The sequence below is a fragment of the Bacillus sp. LR--39 genome (genome assembly GCF_053613335.1).
This window is the reverse complement of record NZ_JBSIOT010000109.1, coordinates 1-1,603: the sequence shown is the minus strand read 5'-3', so window position 1 is coordinate 1,603 and position 1,603 is coordinate 1. Positions and strand designations below refer to the sequence as shown.

Here is a 1,603-nt window from a genome sequence, read left to right as displayed (position 1 = left end):
TGTGTCAGAGGTGCTGATAGGAGCCCGAGCACGGCTGATAAAGCTGCGGCCTATAAAGCTGTCTGCGGAAGGTTGGAAGACCGCCATATGCTGTCCGGATGCAACGATATGAATGATGGTGAGCTGGCAGCTGAACATTTTTATATGAGCGGGCGGGTTCCGACTGCTATTTATGCAAATAGTGATGAAGTGGCAGCTGGAATTCATCTATTTGCCAAAAAGAATAATTGGGATGTTGAAATCATAGGCGAGGGGAATACTTCTATCAGCCGTGTTCTTGGTTTTCCGTCGCTTGATTTGAATCTTGAGCAGCTCGGCATCGCAGCATTTTCTCTATTTTTGCAGGATGAACCCGCTGATATTAAAATTCAGCATAAATTTAAGAAAAAAGCTTGAACTGAAATGCATTTCATACCTTATAACTTCATTGAAGGCGAAGGAGGAGGAAGAAATGCAGATTGAACATACAGCGATCTGGGTTAATGATTTAGAGCGAATGAAGTCTTTTTATGAAACGTATTTTAATGGCAAAGCGAATGATTTGTATCATAATGAGAAAAAAGATTTTAAGTCTTATTTTATTACGTTTGGTTCCGGAGCAAGGCTGGAGATTATGAAAAAAGGAAATGTGACCGATCCGCCCTCACAAACAATGACAGGCTGGGCACATATTGCCTTTTCCGTTGGGAGCCGGGAGAAAGTGGATGAACTGACTGCTCGGTTGAAGGCGGATGGTTTTGCCGTCGTCAACGGCCCGCGGACAACAGGAGACGGCTACTATGAAAGTGTGATTGAGGATGATGAAGGAAATTTGATCGAGATTACAATCTGACATGGAGTGACTTAAATGCTGAGGACAGAAAAAGAAAAAATGGCAGCCGGAGAATTATACAATTCGGAAGATCAACAACTATTACTAGAACGCAAGCATGCGAGACAGCTGATTAGACAATATAACGAAACAACGGAAGATGATATAGTGCGGACAGAGCTTTTGAAGGAGCTGCTCGGTTCGGTTGGGGATCAAGTCACGATTTTGCCGACATTCCGCTGTGATTATGGCTATCACATTCATATCGGAGATCATACATTTGTTAATTTTGACTGTGTCATTTTAGATGTGTGTGAGGTGCGTATCGGCCGTCATTGTTTGATTGCGCCAGGTGTACATATCTACACGGCCGGTCATCCTCTTGATCCGATCGAAAGGAAATCCGGGAAGGAGTTCGGTAAGTCTGTGACAATTGGAGATCAAGTTTGGATTGGAGGCCGGGCGGTGATTAACCCGGGAGTGACAATCGGTGATAACGCAGTGATTGCTTCTGGATCTGTTGTCACTAAGGATGTACCCGCTAATACTGTTGTAGGCGGAAACCCCGCGAGGATTTTGAAGCAATTGTAATGAGATCAGTGCGGCAGATCCGCACTGACTTTTTTAAATCTGTTTCGCATTCGTATTAGGACCGAAGAAGATTAACAGCAAGGAGCATGCGAGCCAGCAGCCCCCAATAAATAAGAAGACGCTGATATAGCCGAGCTGAACGGCAATAAATCCGACAAGCAATGAGCCAAAAATGTTTGAAAAACGGCCAAGACCATAGGC

2 protein-coding genes and 2 pseudogenes are annotated in these 1,603 nt (G+C 44.3%); 3 read left to right on the top strand and 1 reads right to left on the bottom strand.

What is annotated here, in order from left to right:
• The 3 genes and pseudogenes from ccpB to ACWHAR_RS20825 form a co-directional block, all read left to right on the top strand.
• Positions 1–396: pseudogene (gene ccpB / locus ACWHAR_RS20835) on the top strand (transcriptional regulator CcpB); the annotation flags it as partial.
• Positions 397–451: 55 nt separating this feature from the next.
• A complete protein-coding gene (locus ACWHAR_RS20830) occupies positions 452–832 on the top strand; it encodes a VOC family protein (protein ID WP_015250784.1) in 381 nt (126 codons plus the stop codon).
• Positions 833–847: 15 nt separating this feature from the next.
• On the top strand, positions 848–1,402 hold the full coding sequence (locus ACWHAR_RS20825) for a sugar O-acetyltransferase (protein WP_041336710.1): 555 nt from the start codon (positions 848–850) through the stop codon (positions 1,400–1,402).
• 33 nt (positions 1,403–1,435) lie between these two features.
• Here ACWHAR_RS20825 and ACWHAR_RS20820 read toward each other — a convergent pair.
• Positions 1,436–1,603 (bottom strand): annotated as a pseudogene (locus ACWHAR_RS20820) (MFS transporter); the annotation flags it as partial.